Consider the following 17,397-nt stretch of genomic DNA (forward strand, 5'->3'; position numbering starts at 1 on the left):
ACTTCCGGCGACGGTTATTCCAATAAGGCGTTGAGTGCGTCCCGAAGCTCTTTCACGTTGTAGGGTTTCTTGAGGAACGCCTTGAAGCCCTGTTCACGATGGCTCGCGATTGCGGAATCATCGGAATATCCGCTCGATACGACAGCCCGCACTTCCGGGTCGATCTCACGCAGTTTCCGCATGGTCTCCATCCCTCCCATGCCACCCCGGATCGTCAGGTCCAGGATGACGACGTCGAAGGGCCTGCCCGACGCTTTTGCCTCCCGGTAGGCCTTGAGCGCCGCTTCTCCGTTCTCTACAAACACCGCCTCATGGCCGAGCTCGTGCAGCAATTCCCGAGTGACCATCCTGATCACTTCTTCATCGTCCATGACGAGGACCCGTCCCCGTCGGGAGCGGACGGGCGTTGCAGGCAGGGGCGGGGCCTCGGCCGCACGCTCGGACGCGGGGAGATGGATCGTAAAGGTCGAGCCCTTTCCCAGCTCCGAGGCGACGTTGATCTCCCCGCCGTGGTTCTTGATGATGGAGTAGGAGGTTGCGAGACCGAGCCCGCTCCCCTTTTCCTTGGTTGTGAAATAGGGGTCGAATATCCGCAGGAGATGATCTTGAGGAATGCCGGTTCCCTGGTCACTGATCAAGATCTCCACAAGGCTGCCGTCAGTTGCCGGCGCGTTCCGCGCCGAGAGAGCGATCGTGCCGCCGAGCGGCATCGCCTGGTCGGCGTTCAGCACGATGTTCTGGATCACCTGGCCGATCTGACCTGCGTCGGCCTCCACCGGGTTGAGACCCTCGTCTATGGAAAGGGTATAGTCATTGTGGGATCCGCTCAGAGCCAACCTCACCGCGTTCTCGATCACGGGCCTGAGCTCAATCACTTTCTTCAGCGGCTTCCCTCCTTTGGAAAAGGTCAGGAGCTGGTTGGTCAGGTTGACCGACGCATGCAGCGCCTTTTCGGCCTGTTCGAGCATGGCGAGCGACTTTTCCCGCTGGTCAAAGGTCAGCTTGGCCATGGAGATGAAACCGAAAACACCCTGCAGGAGATTGTTGAAGTCATGGGCGATGCCGCCGGCAAGTGTGCCGATGGACTCGATCTTCTGTGTCTTGAGCCTTTCATCTTCAAGGAGGCGTTGGTCCGTGGTGTCCCACACAATACCGTTGATCCTCACCGGCTGTCCTTTGTCGTCGCGGACCAGCCTGCCGCGGGCCGTGACATAATGAACGCTTCCTTCAGGCCAGATAACGCGAAACGCCGACTCGTAGTGCACATTTTGCTCAATGGTCCGGGCGAGCGAAGCCTTGATCTTCTCGTGATCCTCGGGATGCACTGCCCGGAAGAACTCCGCTTCGGTCCCGGAAAACGTAGCCGCTTCGATCCCCAACAGTTGACAGGTCAGGTTGTCCATATAGCGCCTGTTCTCCTTGATCTCCCAGCGCCATACGCCCATATGGGCCGATTGCAGCGCAAGGTCGAGCCGTGCCTGGTTCTCGCGCAGTGCCTCCTCCGCCCGCTTCCTCTCCGTAATATCCTGGATCACGGCCAGGGAGCGGACAACGCTGCCGGAGGCGTCCCGCTCGGCCGTCGCGGAAAGGAGCACGTCCGCCACATCGCCGTTCTTTTTTACCATCTGGAACGAAACGTCCTGCACCGCGCCGTCCCGGAAAAAAGCAGGCTGGACGACCTCCAGAGAGTACTTTCGCGATGCGTCCGTTAAGAAATCCGTCACCTTCCTGCCGATCACTTCCTGTCGCTCATAGCCAAGGGTCTTCAGCCAGTGATCATTCACGTCGACGACGACCCCGTCCCGGTCTATGGAGTGGAGCAAAACCGGCGTCTCATTATAGAGACGCCGGTATTTCTCTTCGCTCCGCATCAGGGCAGATTCAGAACGCTTGCGTGCGGTGATGTCCTCGAACGCGGCAGCCATGGTGTTCGGTGCGGTCCGGAAGGCATGCACCTCGAATGCGCCCCGGATGTCGCCTTCGTGGTATGCGATGCTTTCCGTTTGCCAGGCTGTTCCCGTGGCAGCCGTTTCGCGATAGCGCCGGGGCACCTCGGTATCCTTCAGCGCCGGGAACGCCTCTTCGATCGTCTTGCCGATGAAGATGCTGTTGTCAACACCGAGGATCCCGTCCGCCGCAGGATTGGCGCCGATGAATACCAGGCGGCCGTCGGGCTCCAGGTGATACAGGTGCATCCCGATCGGAAGCGATTCGACGATGCTGCGAGTCCTGTTCTCCGACTGGCGCAGCACCTCCTCCGTGAGTTTGCGCTCGGTGATGTCCGTTGAAATGCCGCAGAGGGCGGAGATCGTTCCTCTGCTGTCCCGCAGCGGCAGCTTGACGGTCCAGTAGGTTCTGGGCTGCTCGTCAGACGAGGCGAGTCCGGTCTCCTCCCGGGCCACCGTTTCGCCCCGCTCTATGACCAGGCGGTCGCTCCGCATGATCTCCTCGACCGATGCGGCCGAAAAGAATGCCGCGTCGCCTTTGCCCAGGATCTCCTCCGCTTTCTTGCCAAAGAGATCGCACACCTTGCGGTTCACATACGTATAACGGTACTGCGTATCCTTGATGAAAATGTAGGCGCCGACATTGTCCAGGATGGTATTCAGGCGGCGTTCGCTGTTCCTGAGCGCCTCCTCGGCCCGCTTACGCGTGCTGATGTCCGTGATCACGCCGATCAGGCCGAGTTCGTTGCCCCGGGCGTCATGGAAGCGGCGGCATGCAAGGTGGCCCCAGAATTCGGTGCCGTCCTTGCGCCGGTACAGCCGTTCGAGGTCCACGGACGGGATCTTGCTCGCCAGCAGGGCCAGCATGTTCTTCCGGCCGCTTTCCCGCTCCGCGGGATGAACAAGATCCACATATTCGCTCCCGATGAGTTCTTCCATCGTGCGGCCGAACATCTCGGCCATGCGCCTGTTGGCGTGGGTGATTCGACCGCTTTTGTCCAACCAGCCGATCGCCACACTCGCGGTGTCCATGATCTGCTGCAGCATGGCCCCGCGCTCGGCGATCTCATTCTCCGCCGTCTTCCGCCGGGTGATATCCCTCAGGATCGCGAGGGTGCGGTCCTCGCCGTCCTCCCGATACGTGGAGACGCTGACCTCCATGTCGAACTCGGAGCCGTCAATGCGCAGGCCGCGCGTCTCGTAGGCCGACGGCGCGGATTCGCCGCGTGCGCGACTAAGGGTGTACTCCCTGACCTGATCGCGGTTCCCCGGAGCGATACGGTCGAGGACCGGTTTGCCCGCGAGTGAGGCCCCCCGGGGAAACCCGAACAATTCAAGATATGCGGGATTTTCGAACAGATGAACTCCGGCCTTTGAGACCCCGATGGCGTCCCGTGAGTTCTCGAAGACAGCGCGGAAACGGGCCTCGATCTGCTGGGGCTCAGCCGGCTTCGCGGACCTGGTTGCTGGTCCGGACGCATTGCTTCCTGAAACGGTCCGCCGAGCCCCGCCTGACCGGGTGCTTTTCTTGTGAGACGATTTGCTCTTGTCTTTCATGAAGCCACTCCCGCCAGCGAACAGCCCGGCAGCCCCATCCGGGAAACATTCGTAACGAAATTATACAGGAAAACAGCATGATTGGCGAGAACATGAGCCAGACAGGGACCGGTGCCGCGGACTTCCGGCGGGTTGTCGTCTACTCCGTCCAGTCGGCAATGAAGATGTCTGTCTCATGGGGTTTCTGCGCGTTACGGTTCGAGGCCCAGACGAGCTTCTTCCCGTCCGGTGAGAACATGGGGAAGCTGTCGAAGACGCTGTTGTAGGTGATGCGCTCCAGCCCCGTGCCGTCGCTGTTGATGAGGTAGAGTTCGAAGTTATGGCCGAACTGCCCGATGTCCGCGTGCCAGTCGTCCCTGTTGCTCGCGAAGATGATGCGCCTGCCGTCGTGATGCCAGGAGGGCGCGAAGTTGGTCGCCCCGTTGTGCAGGATCATCCGCTTGTTCGATCCGTCGGAATCCATCACCCAGAGGTCGAGCGGGAAGGCCAGGATGTAATTCCTTTCCATGCAGTCCTTCCATTGCGCCTTTTCCGCCTCGGTCTCGGGGTACCAGGCCCGCCATACGATCCTGCTGCCGTCCGGCGAGAACCACGGTCCGCCGTTGTAGCCCGTGCGGTCCGTCAGGCGCCGCAGGCCCGTTCCGTCGCTGTTCATGACATAGACGTCGAAGTTACCCTCCCGCTGCGAACCGAAGACGATCCGGTTCCCGTCCGGAGAGACCACGGGCTCGGCGTCGTATTTCGGATTATCCGTGATTTTCTTCAAATCTTTTCCGTCGGCCCTCGCCGTGAAGATGTTGTAGGGGTAGAGCGGCCATACATAACGGGCGCCCTTCGGCATCGCTGGCTTCGGCGGGCAGTCGCCGGGCAAATGGCTTGTGGAGGCAAAGATGATCCTGCCGGAAGGCAGGAAGAAGGAGCACGTATGGGCGCCGTGGTCGGGGCTGACCCGGTGCTTGTCCGAACCGTCGCTGTTCATGATCCAAATCTTGTCGCAGCCGGATCCGCCCCGGCTGGACTGGAAGATGAGTTTTTTACCATCAGGGGAAAAATAGGCCTCGCCGTTGTCTCCGTCGAAGGTAAGCTGGGTGACGTTCGTCATGTGGCGGTCAACGAAGGGCCTCGCCGGCAGTGTCTCCTGCCGGTTCACCGTACAGCAGGACAGCAGGATGGCGAGGAGAAGGGGGGTGAAAGGGGTGAACGTTCTGTTCATGAGGATCAGCCTCCGTTCCGCTGGCGTGCACGGCGAGCCGTTCTTCCGAAGACATCAGCACTGACGGAAATAACGGGCGGGAAGAGTAGAGACGAAGGTCAGCAGCAGCTCAATCCCGTGAGGTAGAAGCCGTTCTCCTGCTTTGATACCCAGCGAACGAGTGCCGGACGGGGAGCCGCGTGAGCCTGGGAAGCCACCTGGACGAGCTGCGTGCGGTCCAGGGACACGGGCAGATTGAGACAGTACCCGTTGGGGCTGATGTCCCGGGCAAAGCAGGTCATGACATAGTTTTCCCACCGTACCTGGATGGGCGCATGCGAGACGGCTCTCCGCGGTTCCTTCCTCCGGTCGTCCACCGGCAGGGCCAGGTCGGCCCGCTCTTCGCATTCGGCAATCCAGCCTTCCAGTTCGACGAGGTTCACGGGCTTGTCGAAATAGGCGCATCCCAGCGCCCTGATCGCTTCAACCTTTTCTCCCTCAAGATACCCGGAGATCAGTGCCTTGTTGGCGGGGATCAGCCTGCATCCGCGCAGCGCCTGGGCCTTGAGCAGTTCGATGCCGTTCATGCCGGGCATCTTGTAGTCCGTGATGATCAGATCGGCGCAGGGCTGCTCTTTCGTGCAGGACCCGTCCTTCCCATCCTCCATCGGGCAGACCACGGGCTCGGTCAGGGCAACCACGTCGTACCCCAGTGACTGAAAAAAACTTTTGAACATGGTGATGATGATCGGATCATCGTCGAACACAATGGCGCGCCGTTTTCTCATGGACGTCCTCTCACGGAGGAATTATGGCAAGGCCGTAATGGTGAAGATGGAGAAAGAGAACTGTTGTTAACTGAAAGTATAATCGGCTTTGCAGTATTGTCAAGGTCCTCGCTGAAGAGCGGAATATTTGAATAGTTGAAACTCATGGAAAATCGGGGATTCATGGCCTGAAAACCCTGTTGACACGCCAATGGTTCGATGTGACTGTTGCCCATGCTCAGGCGTGAAGTCCTTATCATTCTGATAATGATCGCCCTGGCTTTCGTTCTTCCCTACCAGCCTGTCCAGGCCACCCCGTCAACCATCGATGCTATCAAGTCATGCGGCGCCCTGCTCTGGGGCTGTGACATTGCGGGCAAGCGAACAGCTCTGCGCCTTGATCCGTGAGGATAAGCTCCTCCGGAATGTTTCGTTCATCATGATCTGTACCCGATACGGACGAGGGCAGGGAACAAGGGGCCCGATGCAGGGCAAATGAAGTCCTCACGGTGCCCGTCACACCGCCGATCCTGATCGAAAAGGCGCAGCAGCTCCTTTCCGTACCGGGCAGGAAATCGCTCAGGCTGCTCCTGACGCTCTCCGTTCAGGGGAGCGGGCGGGATTCGCCCTTTTACTGCAGGTCCGAAGACATCAGCGTCACGGGCATGCTGGTCGAGACGGACCGGCCTCTCGAGAACGGGGATCGCGTGTCCTGCGCGCTGACGCCTCCCGGCTCCGTCGAGGTCAGGGCCTCGGGCGAGGTGGTCCGGGTCATCAGGCCTGCGCTCGATTCGAACCTCTACCGCTCCGGGATCAGGTTCCTTGATCTCACCGACGAGGCACGGGCGGCGATAGAATCCATTGCCGGGAAGAAAGCCGTCCTTCCGGCCTGATCATTTCCCGCGGGATTCTCTCCCCCTCTCCTGCATTTCTGAAAAATCACACTATCCCGGAAAAAAGTCCTGCGAGCCGCCGGCATCCCGGTGGAGAGGCGCTATACTAAATAATAGGGAGGGCAGGCATTGACATGCGAGGTCGGGGTCATGAAGAAAGAGTTCTCCGAGAGGTTCAATGATGAAGTTGAAGGGTACCGGCGGGCGCTCCTGTACCATGCCCGCACCGCGGAGTGGGAGACGTTCAAGATGAAGGCCGGCAGTCTTTTCGACTATGTTGAGGTTGTCGAGGTCTCCGAGGTCGAGCGCCGCTTCTTCAAGCTGTTCACGTCGATCCTTGTTGCGCTCGTCGGTGTCGTGATCGCGGTCATGAATATCGACGTGGCTGTCCATCCCGACCTGCAGCGGGTGAGGTATACGATCATTTTGCTGGGGATGGCCGCCTCGTGCTTTGAAGTGTACTTTTTCCTGGGTTTCAGGAGGTACCGGGCGGCGAAAGCAGCGCACTATCATCAAAGGAGGGACGCGTTCATCAGGAACATCGAGCAGGATTTCAGGCTGGCTGCGGCGGAGCGAGACGCCGCGTGAGCAACGACCCCCCTGAAGACCGTGGAGGAAATCGCCGTGGATAATAAAATGCCGGTCCTGTTCATCGGCCATGGCTCCCCGATGAACATCATCCTGGACAACAGCTACACGCGAAGCCTCTCCGCACTGGGAAGGCAGCTCCCGCGTCCAAAGGCCATCATGGTGGTATCGGCCCACTGGCTCACGAACGGGACGCGCGTTACCTGCACGAAAAAGCCGAAGACGATCTACGATTTTTACGGCTTTCCCGATGAGCTCTATGCGCTTGATTATCCGAGCCCGGGGGCTCCCCACGAGGCGCAGGCGGTGACCGAGGCGGTCACGGACGTCCCTGTCTCCTGCGACCGGGAGTGGGGGCTGGACCACGCGTCCTGGGCAGTGCTGAGGCACCTGTACCCCGCGGCGGACATTCCCGTGTTTGAAATGAGCCTGGATTACTCGTTCAATGAATGGCATCCCAAGCCGCTCCAGTATCACTACGACCTGGCGCGGGAGCTGTCCGTGCTGCGCAGAAAGGGCGTATTGATCATCGGAAGCGGCAACATCGTCCACAATCTGGGCATCATCGATTTCGAGAACATGGACGCCGAGCCCTATGCCTGGGCCCTTGAGTTCGATGACCGGGTCAAGAAGCACCTGCTCGCACGGAACCACAGGGACCTCATCCGGTATGACGGAAACGGGAAGGCGTCGGCCCTGGCCGTGCCGACGCTGGATCACTATCTGCCGATGATCTACGCGATCGCGCTGCAGGAGAAGGACGATGAACTGACGTTCATCCATGAAGGGATCCAGAACGCGTCGGTCTCGATGCGTTGCTTCCGGATAGGGTAGGGGCTGGCGGAAGAGAGCGTGCCGACCGGCTCTTGCGGTGCGCGGAAGAATCGTTATTTGAGAATCTGGAACAGATTGCTGTAGTCATCGGTCCAGGCCTGCAGATCAGGCCGCCAGGGCAGCTTCTCGGCGGCGTCCCGAATGGAGGGCGCGGCTATCGGTTTTGAGGACAGGAGCGCCCAGCGCGTAGCGTAGAGGTTGTTGTCCTCATCCTTCTCCGTTCTGATGAGAATCCCCTGCTTGCCCAGTTCCCTCCGAAGCTTCTCGACGACCGGCGCCAGGTCGAGGTGGGAGTTCGTGATGTGCAGCGCGAGGATCCCCCGCGGCTTGAGATGCCGGAAGTAGAGCTCGATGGCCTGTTTCGTCAACAGGTGCACGGGCACCGCGTCACCGGAAAAGGCATCCACGGCCAGGACATCGTAGTTCTGTGCAGGCTCGCGCTCGAGCGAAAGGCGTCCGTCGCCGAGCACGACTTCCACGGACCCCCGGCAGTCGGCCAGGTACGTGAACTCCGTGCGGGCTATCCGTAACACGAGGGGATTGATCTCGTAGAACCGGAACAGGTCTCCCGGCTCGGCATAAGCGGCCAGGGAGCCCGCACCGAGTCCGATCACGCCCACCTTGATCGGCGATTGCCGCCGGGATTGCAGGGCGAGGCCGATGCCCGTCCCGGGTCCGTAGTACGTGACCCGGTCGCGCCTATGTCCCGGCGCCATGAGCTGCATGCCGTGGTCCACGGTCCCGTGGACCAGGATGCGGTGTTCCTCGTCCGTTCCCCGGTCGTACTCATTCACCCGCAGACCTCCATAAAAATTTCTGACCGCAATGCGCGCTGTCTCGCCGTATTTCGTCATATACCTGCCTCCGGTGAAAACCACGGTAACGGCGACGCACCAGCCGAGGGCGAGGGCCAGGCGGTCCCTCCGGTAATCGAGCAGGAACAGCATCAGGACCGCGCACGCGCCAAGGGCGAGGGGAAGCTCGAAATACGCCGGCATGGTGTTCGGCGCTACGAGCCCGACGAGGACGCCGCCGAAGGCGCCGCCGAGGGAGAGCATGAGGTAGAACGACGTCAGGTGGTGCGGCGAAGGCTTGCGGCGCACCAGTTCGCCGTGACAGTACATGCAGCAGATGAACAGGCCCGCGGTAAAGACGGGAATGACCGTTCTGAGGTTCGTCTGCGAGTTCCAGGCGATCAGCCCGTATGCCATGGTGCCCAGGGCGGCCGGCAGGAGCCACGCAAAGATGCGGCGGCTGTAGATCCGCTCGAAATCAAAGGTAAGCACGAACGTCAGCAGATACAGGGAGAGCGGCACGACCCAGAGGAACGGGATCGAGGCCACGTTCTGCGTCAGGTGATTCGTGACGGCGAGAAGGAGCGTCGAGGCGCAGCCGGCGAGCAGGAACCAGAGGAGCTGCTGCCCCGCCCGGGGCGGGCCGTTGTCCCCGCTGTCCGCAAGGCCCTTGGCGGCGCAGGCCTGCTCGCCGGGGCTCCGGCTGCTCAGGAAGGCCGAGGCGACCGCGAGCACGCCAAAGACGATGTATGCCGCCGACCATCCCTGCGACTGTTGCCCGAGGGTGACCTTCGGCTCCACGATGACGGGATAGGCCAGGAGGCCGGCAAGGGACGCCAGGTTGGAGAGTGCGAACAGCCGGTAGGGGAGCCCCGCCCGGTATTTCCGGCTGTACCAAGCTTGGAGGAGCGGGCTTGTCGAGGAGAGCAGGAAGTACGGCAGCCCGACGGAGAACGTGAGCAGGCCCAGGATGCGCATAACGGGGTCCTCGCTGCCAACAGGTTTCCATGAAAGGGCGGGCGCGATCGGCAGGAACGGAAGGCTTGCGCAGAGCAGGGCGCCGTGCACGAGGGCCTGCGCTTTCGGTTTGAGCGAACGGATCGACCAGTGGGCGTAGAGATAGCCGCCGAGGAGCGTTGTCTGGAAAAAGAGCATCGCCGTGATCCAGACAGCGGCGGATCCGCCGAACCACGGCAGGATCATCTTGGCGATCATGGGCTGGATCTGAAACAGCAGGAAGGCGCTCAGGAATATCGTTGTGGCGGAGAGAAGCATTTCGAGGCGGGATTATAACACAACCGGCGGGCCGAGTCTTGCGAAAAATGGCCGGCCATCGCTCACGGGGCGCTCCAGAGTCCGTAGGCCACGATAAGGAGCAGCCCCGGCAGCAGGTCAAGCGTCTTGGTGCTTTTGAGCTTCAGCAGGTTCAGGCCGATGGCGAGAACGATGATCCCGCCCAGGCCGTCGATGTTGCTCATCATGCGCTGCGTGGCGAGGGCGGTCAGGCTGCCGGAGAAGAGGGTCAACGCCCCCTGGACCACGAAGACCGTGACGGCCGAGAACGCGACCGACCTGCCGTAGCGCGAGGCCAGGAGGAAAGACGCGAAGCAGTCCATGACCGACTTGGTCCTGATCAGCGTGCCGTCGCCGTTCAGCCCGTCCTTGAGCGAACCGATGATGGTCATGGAGCCGACGCAGAACAGGGTGCTGGCCATCACAAAGCCCTCGGTGTCGTACCTTCCCGAGAAGAAGGCGTTGTTCATGCGGTTCAGGGCATTGTTCACCCGGTCCTCAAGCCTGAATGCGCTGCCCGCCAGCGCGCCGAGCACGAGGCAGAACACGATCGGGATGATATCGCCGCCGTTCAGGCACATTCTGAGCCCGACGACGGCCGTGACCAGGCCGAGCACGGTGAACACGGCTTCCTTGACGTTCTCGTTGACCTTTTCCCCGGCCAGGAGGCCGAGCAGGCTGCCGCCTGCCACGAGCAGGCTGTTGAACACATACCCTTTCATGGGGCTGTATTATACGCTTTTTATTCGCTGAGGGAACCGGATAATGCAGGCCCGCTGCACCGCGGCAGGTTCAATTGCAGAAAAGGGGAATTACTTGCGTACAACATTTTCAAATCGCATCATTTAAAATTCTAATTGAGTATTTTTTAAAGTTGTGGTAAGGTACGACACCGTAGCGTTTACCAATAATCCCTGAAGGAGGAGTAGAAAAAGATGAAGAAGATCGCAGCAGTTTTTGTGGTAGTGCTTATGGTTGTTTCACTGGTTTCCCTGGTTTTCGCAGCAGGCATGGATATGCAGAAGGGCACCATCAAGAGCGTGGATGCAAAGGCCGGTACGGTCGTTTTCTGCGCTGAAGGCACCAACGCTGACATGACCCTGAAGGCCGACAAGGCCGTCGACCTCAGCAAGGTAAAGGCCGGCGACAAGGTCCAAGTATCCGTCGAGAAGGACACGCTGAAGCACGTCATGGCCGCGCCGGCAGCCGCTCCCGCAGCGAAGCCCAAGGCTCCCGTGGGCTGCTAACCATTCCGAATCATCCTTGAAAGGGGTCTCCCGTCCGGGAGGCTCCTTTTTTTTGCCCAACGACCCTATGAGACTCTGGTCTTTTCATCCCAAGTATCTTGACCCGAAAGGCCTGGTCGCGCTCTGGCGCGAGGCATTGCTGGCACAACAGGTGCTGCGCGGCAGCACCATAGGCTACCGGAGCCATCCCCAGTTGGAGCGCTTCAAGGCCCACGCGCGTCCTAAAGAGGCGATCGCTACCTATCTCCGGTCGATCTGGCGAGAAGCCCGGGAGCGCGGCTATTGCTTTGACGCGGCCAGGATCGGACCCGGAAAGACGACCAGCCGCATTGCCTGTACGGAAGGCCAGCTCGGGTACGAATGGAAACACCTGCTCGGGAAGCTGAAAATGAGGGACCCGGAGCGCTACCGTGAACTTCTGTTGGCATCCCTGCCCGATCCGCATCCGTTCTTCATCATCGTTCCCGGTGACATTGCAGCCTGGGAGGCGGCCCCTGGCCGCGGGAGGCAGGTAAAATAAAACAGAAGGGATCACAATATCCCTTGATTTACCGGGGAGTTTATTCTATTATTGGGCGTCCGAGAAGGATGGAATCAATAAAACCTGCTGAAATGGGGAGGAACACGGAGTGAACAAGGTGAACCAGGAAGAGCTCGCGCAGAAGATCCAGAAATTGAAAGCGGCCGCTGCAGAGAAGAGCAAGAAGGCCGAAGGAAAAAAATCCGACGCCGGCGTGCGCGAAGCCCGGAAAAAAGTGAAGAGGGCGCAGCGGAAACTCCGTGCAGCCAAAGCTTATAAGTCCGTGAGCAAGAAATCGGAAGCAAAGCCTGAAGAAAAGGCCTCGGCGTAGAACGGGTGCGTGCATGCGAAGCGTGGTCGGGGGCAGCAGGGCGGGGATGCGCCAGGGTCTGATGCTCGCTGTTCTCCTGCTGGCAGCGGCATGCGCGGAAAAGCAGTTTCCGGCGGCATCCTCTTCTGTATCCCCGTCTGTTCCCCCAGCAGCGCCGGCTGCTGAGGCCCGGTCCGCTCAAACACGGACGGCTTCAGCGCAGACTGTGACTTACCAGGAAACGGGGATAGCCTCCTGGTACGGCAGGGAATTTCAGGGCAGGAAGACGGCCAGCGGCGAAATTTTCGACATGAATGCCCTCTCGGCAGCTCACCGCACCCTGCCGCTCGGCACGGTCATCCGCGTCACCAATCTCGAAAACCTCAAGAGCATCAAACTCACGGTGAACGACCGAGGACCTTTTAGCGGCAACAGGGTCCTGGACCTCTCCTACGGAGCTGCCCGCGAGCTCGGCTTTATCGCACAAGGCACGGCACGGGTCAGGATCGAGGCGCTGGAGCAGCCGAACGGGAACGCGACCTATACGGTTCAGGCAGCGGTCTTTACCGAAGCGGAGAGCGCCCAGCTGCTGAAGGACCGGCTTTCCCGGAAGTACGAGGTCATCACGATCACTCCTTTTGAGACGAACCTCGGGAGGCTCTACCGGGTCCGGGTCGGTTCGTACGGAACCCTGGAGAAGGCTGAACTGGTCGCAGGCAAGCTGAAACTGGAAGGGCTCGAGCCCTATGTTGTGCGGAAGGACTGAGCAGCGGAGCGAAATGAGAGAAGGAACAGGGCAAATTCGATGCATCGTGCAGGTGTGAATCATGAAGATCGCTGTCGTTACGAGTACTCTTGAAAAGGTCGTGACCGAGGGGGCAGTCATCCCGGTCTTCGAAGATGAGAAACTCTCCGGCGTCGTCGAACGGATGGACCGGATGCTGGGCGGCGCGATCGCCAGGCTCGTGAAAAAGGGCGACTTCAAGCCCACGGCCGGCAGTGTCCATCTCCTCTATCCGGAGGGCAAACTCGCGGCGGAGCGGCTGATGCTTGCGGGCCTCGGCAAGCGGAGCGACCTGACACTGAACAGGATCAGGCAGGCGGCGGGCAGGGCGTCGTCCGCCCTGCGCTCGGCTGGAGCCGGGGATATCGTGATCGAAGGGGACGGCTTCGGCTTTGATAACGAGGAGAGGGCCCAGGCCCTTACCGAGGGAGCCATGCTCGGCCTCTACCGGTTCCTGCAATACAAGACCGGGGAGGAGAACCGGAAAAAAGAGGTACGCACGGTCTCCCTCATGACGGAACGCGCGGATTCCGTCAAAGCAATGCAGCGGGGCGCGAAGGCCGGCGAGGTGATCGCCTGGTCCACGATGATGGTGCGGGACATGGTCAGTTCGCCGCCGGCGGACATGACGCCCGCGATCGTCGCGTCCCGCGCGAGGGAAATCTCCCGTGAGTACGGCCTGAAGCTGCAGATACTGGAGCGCGGGCAGATGGAGAGACTCGGTATGGGCGCACTCCTCGGCGTCGCATCGGGCAGCGTGCAGCCACCCAAGTTCATCATCATCGAGTACCGGAAGGGCGGCAGCAAGCCGTTCATCGCGCTCGTGGGCAAGACCATCACCTTCGACTCGGGTGGCATCTCGATCAAGCCCCCGGAGAACATGGACAAGATGAAGGACGATATGGCGGGCGGCGCCGCGGTGCTCGGCGCGATCCGGACCGCGGCCGCGCTCAAGCTCCCGCTCAACATCGTCGGCCTCCTCCCGGCAACGGAGAACATGCCCAGCGGAAGCGCGTACAAGCCGGGCGACATCCTGCGCACCCTGTCGGGCCAGACGATCGAGATCATCAACACCGACGCGGAGGGCAGGCTGATCCTCTCCGATGCGCTCACGTACGCCTGCCGGTTCAAGCCCGCCGTCATCGTGGACATCGCCACGCTGACAGGCGCCTGCAGGGTCGCCCTCGGCCAGGAGGCTACGGGCATGCTCGGCACCGACGAGCGGTTCAAAGAGATGGTCCGCGCGGCCGGCGAGAAAACCGGTGAGCGCGTGTGGGAGATGCCGCTCTGGGAAGGCTATTATGAAAACATCAAGAGCGACATCGCTGACATGAAGAACGCCGGCGGCCGGGACGGCGGCGTGATCACCGCTGCGGCACTCCTCTCGAAGTTCGTGGAGAAGTATCCCTGGGTGCACCTCGACATCGCGGCCACGGCCTGGACCGACAAGGACCGGCCCTACACCCCGAAAGGCGCCACGGGCATCGGCATGCGGCTTCTGACGCAGTTCCTGCGTGATTACGCGGCGGATGGCCGGTAAGGTTCCGTCGAGGCTTGTATCCCCGCTGATCGCTTCCCATCAGGATGCGGGTTCCCGTTCTTCAGCAGGTATCCTTCCGAACTGCAGGAACAAAAGCCTTGACTCTTGTTCGTGCTGCTTCTACAATGTGGCAACTTTTGCAGGACAGGTTGCCCCATGATCCCCGAGCTGTCATATGCCGAAGCGTTCTCGAACCTTGAGCGGATGCTCGTAAAGGGAAGGGCGCTGAAGGCCGACATATTCATCACGCAGGTCCGCGGCAGGCGTTTTGTGGTGAAGGATTTCAGCGGCAAGGGCTTCCTCGAGCGGAACCTGGTGGGCCGCGTCGTGACCGCGCGTGAGCTGCGGGCTTACCGGTCGCTGGCAGGCGTCGAGGGGATCCCGGGTCAGTACAAGCGGCTCGGCCCCTTTTCGATCGCGATCGAATATCTCGAAGGGCGCGACCTGGGCAGCATCAACCGCGGCGAGATCGGTCCCGGAGAGATCCGGCAGTTCGAAGCGGTCATCGAGGCGCTACATGCACGCGGATGGGTCCACCTCGATTTGCAAAAGAGGTCGAACATCCTTCTGGTGGACGGAAAGGTCGCTGTCGTGGACCTCGCTTCGGCGCTGCATCCGGGCGGCGTTCCTCTCGTCGGACGCTTGCTTACGGCGCTCCTGGGCCTTGCGGACCGGATGTCGCTCATCAAAATGAAGAGCATCTACGCGCCGGATCTCATCACCGGCCGGGAACAAAAATGGCTCAGGCTGCGGAACCTGACGATGCCGCGGAAGTGGTAAACAAAGAAGCGTTTGACGGAAGGAGACCCTCATGGCCGTAAAAGGCACCCTGCAGTATAAGCTCACGAAGATAACGACGAAGACCGTGCTGGCGGCCGTGGTGGCCGCGGTCCTGTTCTATCTCGCGAAGGACAAGCAGCTCGCTCCTGCCTGGTTCATTCCCGGCGCCGTGGTCACTTTCCTCGGCGAGGGGCTGCGGTTGTGGGCGGCGGGCCATCTGAGGAAGAACAAGCAGCTGACGACGACCGGGCCGTACTCCTATGTCAAGAACCCGCTCTACATCGGGACACTGCTCATCACGATCGGGTACAGCGCCATGGCACAGAACATCTATATCCTGATCGGCGGGTTCGTCTGGTTCTTCATTTACTACGCACCGTACAAGAAGAAGCAGGAGAACGAGAAACTGGTGGGCAGCTTCGGCGAGGCCTGGACCGTGTATGATAAGGCCGTTCCCGATTATCTTCCCCGCGTGAGCCCCTACCCCGCCAGGGGAGCGAACCGCTGGAGCTTCGACGTGGTCAGGGAGAACTCGGAGCACGAGACCGCCATCGGTGTGTTCATCGGGTTCGCCGTCCTTCTCTATCTGCTGATGAAGTAAATCCCCGACTCGACCGATCTGGATTCACCTCGTGCCGGATTGCCGGGGAACACGTCCCCGGTTTTCTCATTCCTGCGACGCGGCCTTCATATTTTCGAACCACCCTCCGCATTGACAGGTCTCCATCCTTTTGCTACTGTACCATCATGATCACATCCCTCATCGCTATCATGGCCGAGAACCGCGTGATCGGGAACAGGAGCGCCATTCCCTGGCACATCCCGTCGGACCAGAAACGGTTCCGGCAGATAACCATGGGGCATCCCGTCATCTTCGGCCGGGTGACCTTCGAGATCATCGGGCGCCCGCTGCCGGGAAGAAGGAACATCGTGCTGACCAGGCAGGCGCGATACAACTTCCCGGGCGTGTCCGTCGCCCACAGCCTCGAGGAGGCGTTCGTGTCCTGCAGGGGGGAGGAGGAGGTCTTCGTGTGCGGCGGCGGGACGGTCTTTCGCGAGACGATCGCCTTTGCGGACCGCATCTATCTCTCGATCATCCACCGTCCTTATGAGGGGGATACGTTCTTTCCTGTTGTGCCTGATTATTTCCGGGAGGTTGCCAGGGAGGAGATACAGGAGGCGCTCCCGTACTGCGTTGTCCAATATGACCGGACGCGCTGAGGCGGGAGCGCAGGAGAAGGGAACGGCATCAGTGTGCTGCGGACTTCGGTTCCTGGAATTTCCTGAATTCAGGGCGCGTGAACATTCCTTCGAAGCGGGCGTCCGAAGCGAGCGCTTTCAGGTCCTGATCGAACTTTCCGCTGTTCATGGCCGTCTCCAGCCGCTCGCTCGCGTACTCATAATTTCCCAGCAGATAGTTGGCCTGGAAGAGCATCCAGTCCACGTGGATTGAATTCGCCATCGCCACCTTCTTCGACTCCCTCAGATACGTATCGGCCAGCTGATAGTTCTTCCGGTTGAGCTCCGATTCTCCCAGAATAACATAGGGGACCGAATCGCGCGGTTTCGTCGCGATGTACTGCCTCAGGAATTCGAGCGCGTTATCCCCGTCCTTCTGGACGTGGATGAAATACAGCCCCATGTACGCCTGCGTGGCGCCGAACTCGAGCGCCTTCCTGCAGAAGGCCTCTTCCTGCTCGGGAGTGTTGCTCTCGACGGCCGCAAGCTGAAGATAGGCATGGCCGATAGAATGGCGGGCTTCTTCAGAATACTGTTTTGTACTGTCTATCCTGTTCACGATCTTCTCGAATTGGCCTGCCTGAGTAAGTTTTTCAAAATCTTTGCAGACGCCGTCCTGCTCCTTGCACCTGGAGGGTTCCGAGGCAGAACCCGCAATGGCTGCGCTTATGCTCGCAAGGATCGTGATGAAACCAATGAACACAAACTTCCTCATGTCGTTCCTCCGGATCACGTAATCATGGCCCTCGGGACCGGGGGCCGAAGAACACTGTATCATATTTTGGATTCCAACGGGGGGGAAAAGTGATCGCGCAAAAAAAAGGGCGGAGCCTAAGCTCCGCCCTTTGGAGAGATCGTGAAAATTACTGCACGACACCGCCGATCACGGCCGGTGCGCCCGGGGCCGCCGGTTCGGCAGTCGTCGGGTCGGTGAACATGGTCATGTCGGGCAACGTGTAGCCGCCGAAGCCCGTCAGAGCAAGTGTATCGCAAGCGTTCGGATCCGCATCCTGCAGCATTCGCTGCTCGATCTCGAGCGGCTTCACATAATACGTGTTGGAGTCGGAGTCGGTCACCTCCGTGAGAGAGCCGTCGGCCTGCAGGGCCGGGATG

General features: G+C 60.5%; 19 protein-coding genes. 12 read left to right on the forward strand and 7 right to left on the reverse strand.

Annotated features, from left to right (window positions below; all coding sequences use genetic code 11):
* Positions 1 to 14: 14 nt before the first annotated feature.
* The 3 genes from VL197_11520 to VL197_11530 form a co-directional block, all read right to left on the reverse strand.
* Entirely contained in the window at positions 15 to 3,503 is a 3,489-nt protein-coding gene (locus VL197_11520; GenBank protein HUJ18609.1) for a PAS domain S-box protein, read from the reverse strand.
* 139 nt (positions 3,504 to 3,642) lie between these two features.
* Positions 3,643 to 4,716, reverse strand: coding sequence for a hypothetical protein (locus VL197_11525; protein HUJ18610.1), 1,074 nt, complete (start codon positions 4,714 to 4,716; stop codon positions 3,643 to 3,645).
* A 98-nt stretch (positions 4,717 to 4,814) separates the two neighbouring features.
* Positions 4,815 to 5,483, reverse strand: a complete 669-nt coding sequence (locus tag VL197_11530; protein ID HUJ18611.1) for a response regulator — start codon at positions 5,481 to 5,483, stop codon at positions 4,815 to 4,817.
* A 213-nt stretch (positions 5,484 to 5,696) separates the two neighbouring features.
* On the opposite strand from VL197_11530, the gene VL197_11535 reads away from it, so the two are divergent.
* The 4 genes from VL197_11535 (at position 5,697) to ygiD (ending at position 7,777) form a co-directional block, all read left to right on the forward strand.
* Positions 5,697 to 5,870 carry a hypothetical protein gene (locus VL197_11535; GenBank protein ID HUJ18612.1) on the forward strand — a complete coding sequence of 58 codons (174 nt, stop codon included), beginning with the start codon at positions 5,697 to 5,699 and terminating at the stop codon, positions 5,868 to 5,870.
* A 101-nt stretch (positions 5,871 to 5,971) separates the two neighbouring features.
* Positions 5,972 to 6,355, forward strand: coding sequence for a PilZ domain-containing protein (locus VL197_11540; protein HUJ18613.1), 384 nt, complete (start codon positions 5,972 to 5,974; stop codon positions 6,353 to 6,355).
* 150 nt (positions 6,356 to 6,505) lie between these two features.
* Positions 6,506 to 6,943, forward strand: coding sequence for a hypothetical protein (locus VL197_11545; GenBank protein ID HUJ18614.1), 438 nt, complete (start codon positions 6,506 to 6,508; stop codon positions 6,941 to 6,943).
* A gap of 48 nt (positions 6,944 to 6,991) precedes the next feature.
* On the forward strand, positions 6,992 to 7,777 hold the full coding sequence (ygiD, locus tag VL197_11550; GenBank protein ID HUJ18615.1) for a 4,5-DOPA dioxygenase extradiol: 786 nt from the start codon (positions 6,992 to 6,994) through the stop codon (positions 7,775 to 7,777).
* A gap of 53 nt (positions 7,778 to 7,830) precedes the next feature.
* On the opposite strand, the gene VL197_11555 is transcribed toward ygiD, so the two are convergent.
* Together VL197_11555 and VL197_11560 are read right to left on the reverse strand one after the other, a co-directional pair.
* A complete protein-coding gene (locus tag VL197_11555) occupies positions 7,831 to 9,846 on the reverse strand; it encodes a fused MFS/spermidine synthase (protein ID HUJ18616.1) in 2,016 nt (671 codons plus the stop codon).
* A gap of 62 nt (positions 9,847 to 9,908) precedes the next feature.
* A complete protein-coding gene (locus VL197_11560) occupies positions 9,909 to 10,586 on the reverse strand; it encodes a DUF554 domain-containing protein (GenBank protein ID HUJ18617.1) in 678 nt (225 codons plus the stop codon).
* A 213-nt stretch (positions 10,587 to 10,799) separates the two neighbouring features.
* On the opposite strand from VL197_11560, the gene VL197_11565 reads away from it, so the two are divergent.
* The 8 genes from VL197_11565 to VL197_11600 all read left to right on the forward strand — a co-directional run bounded on the left by VL197_11565 (position 10,800) and on the right by VL197_11600 (position 16,266).
* Complete coding sequence (locus VL197_11565; protein HUJ18618.1) at positions 10,800 to 11,111, forward strand: hypothetical protein; 312 nt, start codon at positions 10,800 to 10,802, stop codon at positions 11,109 to 11,111.
* Positions 11,112 to 11,163: 52 nt separating this feature from the next.
* Complete coding sequence (locus VL197_11570) at positions 11,164 to 11,631, forward strand: pyrimidine dimer DNA glycosylase/endonuclease V (protein HUJ18619.1); 468 nt, start codon at positions 11,164 to 11,166, stop codon at positions 11,629 to 11,631.
* 109 nt (positions 11,632 to 11,740) lie between these two features.
* Positions 11,741 to 11,962, forward strand: a complete 222-nt coding sequence (locus tag VL197_11575) for a hypothetical protein (GenBank protein ID HUJ18620.1) — start codon at positions 11,741 to 11,743, stop codon at positions 11,960 to 11,962.
* A 13-nt stretch (positions 11,963 to 11,975) separates the two neighbouring features.
* Positions 11,976 to 12,707 carry a septal ring lytic transglycosylase RlpA family protein gene (locus tag VL197_11580; GenBank protein ID HUJ18621.1) on the forward strand — a complete coding sequence of 244 codons (732 nt, stop codon included), beginning with the start codon at positions 11,976 to 11,978 and terminating at the stop codon, positions 12,705 to 12,707.
* A 61-nt stretch (positions 12,708 to 12,768) separates the two neighbouring features.
* On the forward strand, positions 12,769 to 14,265 hold the full coding sequence (locus VL197_11585) for a leucyl aminopeptidase (protein ID HUJ18622.1): 1,497 nt from the start codon (positions 12,769 to 12,771) through the stop codon (positions 14,263 to 14,265).
* Positions 14,266 to 14,421: 156 nt separating this feature from the next.
* A complete protein-coding gene (locus tag VL197_11590; GenBank protein HUJ18623.1) occupies positions 14,422 to 15,045 on the forward strand; it encodes a hypothetical protein in 624 nt (207 codons plus the stop codon).
* 31 nt (positions 15,046 to 15,076) lie between these two features.
* Entirely contained in the window at positions 15,077 to 15,646 is a 570-nt protein-coding gene (locus tag VL197_11595; GenBank protein HUJ18624.1) for an isoprenylcysteine carboxylmethyltransferase family protein, read from the forward strand.
* A gap of 146 nt (positions 15,647 to 15,792) precedes the next feature.
* Positions 15,793 to 16,266 carry a dihydrofolate reductase gene (locus VL197_11600; GenBank protein HUJ18625.1) on the forward strand — a complete coding sequence of 158 codons (474 nt, stop codon included), beginning with the start codon at positions 15,793 to 15,795 and terminating at the stop codon, positions 16,264 to 16,266.
* A gap of 28 nt (positions 16,267 to 16,294) precedes the next feature.
* Here VL197_11600 and VL197_11605 read toward each other — a convergent pair whose 3' ends face one another.
* Positions 16,295 to 16,999 (reverse strand): hypothetical protein, encoded by a 705-nt coding sequence (locus tag VL197_11605; GenBank protein HUJ18626.1) that lies wholly within the window; start codon positions 16,997 to 16,999, stop codon positions 16,295 to 16,297.
* Between the two features lie 148 nt (positions 17,000 to 17,147).
* A partial coding sequence (locus tag VL197_11610; GenBank protein HUJ18627.1) for a hypothetical protein occupies positions 17,148 to 17,397 on the reverse strand: 250 nt, incomplete at its 5' end.

The organism is Nitrospirota bacterium (genome assembly GCA_035516965.1).
Lineage (GTDB): Bacteria > Nitrospirota > UBA9217 > UBA9217 > UBA9217 > MHEA01.